The organism is Photobacterium lucens, assembly GCF_009873615.1.
Taxonomy (GTDB): Bacteria; Pseudomonadota; Gammaproteobacteria; order Enterobacterales; family Vibrionaceae; genus Photobacterium; species Photobacterium lucens.
This window is the reverse complement of the sequence record NZ_SSMG01000479.1, coordinates 1-4,110: the sequence shown is the minus strand read 5'-3', so window position 1 is coordinate 4,110 and position 4,110 is coordinate 1. Positions and strand designations below refer to the sequence as shown.

At 38.6% G+C, this 4,110-nt stretch carries 4 protein-coding genes; 3 read left to right on the top strand and 1 reads right to left on the bottom strand.

The features are described from left to right. The first annotated feature begins 84 nt into the window (after positions 1 to 84). From E5A76_RS19635 to E5A76_RS19625, 3 genes are all read left to right on the top strand, one after another. Positions 85 to 1,389 carry a GGDEF domain-containing protein gene (locus E5A76_RS19635; protein ID WP_053988238.1) on the top strand — a complete coding sequence of 435 codons (1,305 nt, stop codon included), beginning with the start codon at positions 85 to 87 and terminating at the stop codon, positions 1,387 to 1,389. Between the two features lie 117 nt (positions 1,390 to 1,506). Next, positions 1,507 to 2,262 (top strand): enoyl-CoA hydratase/isomerase family protein, encoded by a 756-nt coding sequence (locus tag E5A76_RS19630; protein WP_161119954.1) that lies wholly within the window; start codon positions 1,507 to 1,509, stop codon positions 2,260 to 2,262. A gap of 106 nt (positions 2,263 to 2,368) precedes the next feature. After that, complete coding sequence (locus E5A76_RS19625; protein ID WP_161119953.1) at positions 2,369 to 3,559, top strand: amino acid aminotransferase; 1,191 nt, start codon at positions 2,369 to 2,371, stop codon at positions 3,557 to 3,559. Between the two features lie 112 nt (positions 3,560 to 3,671). Here the strand turns inward: E5A76_RS19625 and E5A76_RS19620 are convergent, their stop codons facing one another. Next, the gene (locus E5A76_RS19620) at positions 3,672 to 3,977 is read right to left on the bottom strand and encodes a hypothetical protein (protein WP_053988241.1); all 306 of its coding nucleotides are present in this window, start codon (positions 3,975 to 3,977) and stop codon (positions 3,672 to 3,674) included. Positions 3,978 to 4,110 lie beyond the last annotated feature (133 nt).

Sequence of the window (4,110 nt, the reverse complement as noted above, 5' to 3'; positions counted from 1 at the left end):
TTACTAATGTTATGGTCTTTGCTATTGAATTAATATTTTTTACTTATAAAATCCACTCCTCATTAACTTTCACTGAAATAAAACATGAATAGTAGTTCTAATAAAAAAAACAAAAGCTTATTTACCAGTATCAAGCTTTTCTTACTATTCTTCTTTGTTATCTGTGGTGGCTACTTTGCGTATAATGCTTACCATTTAGACGAATTTCATGACCAATATTTCGAAAAGATAAATACGATTTACTCTATTAGCCGTCGTTTTGGCTCGTACTACAACAACACGGGAACAATTCCTATTCCAGCAGGGAATCATGATTATAATGGCGTTTCTGTTGTAGTTAATCATTTCTCAAATGTCAAAGTTCTTTCTAAAGGTATTAAACGCCTACGTGCGCAATTAGAGCCACTGACCGACAACCATATTTGGACCATTGCTGTTTTCGAAAACCCAGCAACATACGCTCACTTTGATCCTGTTCGACCTGAGTACCTGCAGTCTTTCAAAAACTATGAAAAAGGCTCAGTGATGAAACGTATTATCGAACGGGAAGGACTAAAAGAGACATTTCGCTACTTCTATGGCTGTAACCTAAAGCTAACTGAACGTTATGTGGAAGAAGGTACAAATAAAGCCATTAGAACGCTGTACTACCCGATTTATAATAAAAGTGTACTCAATGCCCTATTAGTTATCGATATCAACGATGATTTATTAAACTCGGCGTTAGATGAATACAATAAGGCCCATCTGACAGTCTTACAACGTGATCCATCAGCACATAGCTTCCATATCAAGAAATTACTGCCATGTGCGACACAAGATCCGTTCTATGTAGGTATTAACTTATTCTCAGTATTGAAAACTGCGTTTTTCCCTGCTTTGCTGTTTAGTTTTCTGATCCAATATCTAACCAGAAGTGTGAAAACCAGAAAATTCTCTTTACAACGAGATCATATGACGCATTTCTACCGTCGTGATTTTTACGAGAAGAAACTACAAAAACAGTCAGATTTCTGCCTGTTGATCATTGATATCGATAACTTTAAATCGATCAATGATACCTATGGTCATGAATTTGGTGATGATGTAATACGGACAGTAGCCAAGCGCATCAATCAATGTATTCGACAAACTGATATTGCGATTCGTTGGGGCGGTGAAGAGTTTATTGTCAGCTTCCCATCATCGATGACGAAAGAGCAGCTGCAACTGAAAGCAGAAGAAATTCGCTACATGGTACAACTCTACCCTATTCAAGATCTCATTGTGACGATCTCAATTGGTGGTACTATCACGACAAAATCTTCTTTCAGCCAAACCTATAAAACTGCAGATAAAGCACTTTATCAATCGAAGCATAATGGTAGAAATCAATCGACTATCGTCTGATCTAAATGATAATGACTATTTTCTGATAGCCTGATCGTAAATTTTAAATTTATCAGATAAGCCTGTATCTGTTCTGCCATCCTTGTTATGTGTCTTATACATTTCAAGGATGGCAATATGATCGCTTCATCACTCTCTCACCATATCCTTACGTTAACCATTAATCGTCCCCATGCGAAAAATGCGTTAAACCTTGAGATGTACCAACAGCTCACACAACACTTGCATCAGGCAAATGATCCAGATGTTCATGTGATCGTGCTTACAGGCTTAAGTGATGTATTTTGTAGTGGTAATGACATTACAGACTTTATTTCACTAACAACAGCAGATGCTGCACAATGCCAACATAGTCGTAGCATCATTGAAGCCTTTATGTTTGCTATGATTGATAGCCCTGTGCCTATCGTTGCTGCCGTATCCGGTAATGCGATTGGTATCGGGATGACCATGCTGCAACATTGTGATTTTGTCTTTGCCTGCTCTTCTGCCAACTTTAGCCTACCTTTCGTCAAACTCGGTTTATGTCCTGAATTTGGCTCAAGCTTATTATTGCCCCAACTAATAGGCACCAGAAAAGCAAAAGCCATGTTGTTGCTCGGCGAACCTATGGACGCTAAAGAAGCCTTATCACTCGGTTTTATTGATCAAATTACTATTCAACCAGAACAACTGGCTGCAACCTATGCGGCAGCGCTTGCAACCCAGCCCAAACACGCATTGCAAAGTAGTAAACAACTTCTCTCTCAAGTTAGTAGAAAGCAACTTATCGACTGTATAACTAAGGAGAATGATCTTATTTTTAAGCTAGTTAAAGAACATGAAGCGGTTAATGCTTTTAGCCAATTCACGACCAGAAAATCACATACTTAATTCATCAATAAAAATTATGACTAATTTGTTGCATTATGTTGTAAATCTTCTATGACAAAGGGTATAAATAGGTATCACTATTTATTAACGCCACGGATGACCGAATATGTTTGAAAAAATCACCTCAGCTCCTGCTGATCCTATTTTAGGTTTAACTGAAGAATTTAAAGCTGATACTCGCGCAACAAAGATTAATCTTGGCGTTGGTATTTACAAAGATGAAACAGGTAACACACCTGTACTAGCAACAGTTAAAAAAGCAGAAGCTATCTTGTTGGACAGCGAAAAGACCAAGTCTTACTTAAGCATTCCTGGTACGCCTGAATACGGCCTAGCCGTTCAACAACTCCTTTTCGGTAACGATGCCACTATCATTGCAGAAAAACGTGCACAAACAGCGCAAGCTCCGGGTGGTACTGGTGCACTACGTGTTGCTGCTGAGTTTATTAAGCGTCAACTTGGCGATGTAAAAGTGTGGATCAGTAACCCAACTTGGGCAAACCACCACGGCGTATTCGGCGCTGCTGGTCTTGAGACAGCACAATACTCTTACTACAACGCAGAAACCAAAGACATTGACTTTGAAGCTGCACTAGCAGATCTAAGCCAAGCAAGCGAAGGTGATATTGTTCTACTACACGGTTGCTGTCATAACCCTACAGGTATCGATCCAACACAAGCACAATGGCAAGCTTTAGCTCAACTTTGTGTAGAGAAGAAACTCCTACCAATGTTCGACTTTGCTTACCAAGGTTTTGCACGTGGTGTAGAAGAAGATGCACAAGGCTTACGTATCTTTGCAGACCAACTACCAGAACTACTCGTAGCAAGTTCTTTCTCGAAAAACTTCGGTCTGTACAATGAGCGTGTTGGTGCATTTACACTTGTTGGTCAAAATGCTGAGCAAGCAGCAACAGCATTTAGCCAAGTTAAAGCCATTGCTCGTGTTATCTACTCTAACCCACCAGCACATGGTGCTGCGATTGTAACTACCATTCTGAACAACCCAGAGCTACGTGCAGAATGGGAACAAGAAGTAGCAGACATGCGTGATCGTATCCAAGAAATGCGTACACTATTTGTAACGACACTCAAAGAGCTTGGTATTACAAACGACTTTAGCTTTATCGAACGTCAAAATGGTATGTTCTCGTTCTCTGGTTTATCTAAAGAACAAGTAACACAACTTAAAAATGACTTTGCTATTTATATCGTAGGCTCAGGTCGTATTAGCGTTGCTGGTATGACGAAAGAAAATATGCTTCCTTTATGTAAAGGTATCGCTGCGGTTTTATAATATAACCCGTATTAACAAAAAAAGAGGACATTATGTCCTCTTTTTATTTTATCTATAATAAATGAATCGTCTTTATTATAAGAACCGTTATATTATCTGAGACAAATATAATTTAACCTGATTTATTTAGCGGCAGTACATTACAATACAGATCTCGTTCGTAATTTCTTTTCAACTGCTCTTTCCAAGGTCTTTTGGCAACAGGGACTAAATAGAACATTTCTCTTGTCGTATCAGTCACAAAAGCCATATCGTGGCGCATTACTTCGTAATGAATATCGTGAACAAACCCTAAAGAGAAGCTTTGCCTACCTGTTAGGATATTGATATCTTCCCGCGTCAAAGAAACGCCTTGGTTATCTTCAGCAAAGCGATCAATTAGCCAATCTGAAAATTCTCTCGCACTTATCATTGTCATAAGATCATTAACTCCAAATGCTTCGAGCTCCTTGAAATTAACATCCAAATCGTCATTATAGCAAAGGATAAGCGAGTAAAACCTCAACTGTAATATAAAGTAACTATGGACATTAACTCATTATTATATTTAT

What these genes read in the sequence shown, in the direction of transcription:
- E5A76_RS19635 (WP_053988238.1), top strand. Translation starts at nt 85, where the DNA reads ATGAATAGTAGTTCTAATAAAAAAAACAAAAGCTTATTTACCAGTATC.
- E5A76_RS19630 (WP_161119954.1), top strand. Translation starts at nt 1,507, where the DNA reads ATGATCGCTTCATCACTCTCTCACCATATCCTTACGTTAACCATTAAT.
- E5A76_RS19625 (WP_161119953.1), top strand. Translation starts at nt 2,369, where the DNA reads ATGTTTGAAAAAATCACCTCAGCTCCTGCTGATCCTATTTTAGGTTTA.
- E5A76_RS19620 (WP_053988241.1), bottom strand. Translation starts at nt 3,977, where the DNA reads ATGACAATGATAAGTGCGAGAGAATTTTCAGATTGGCTAATTGATCGC.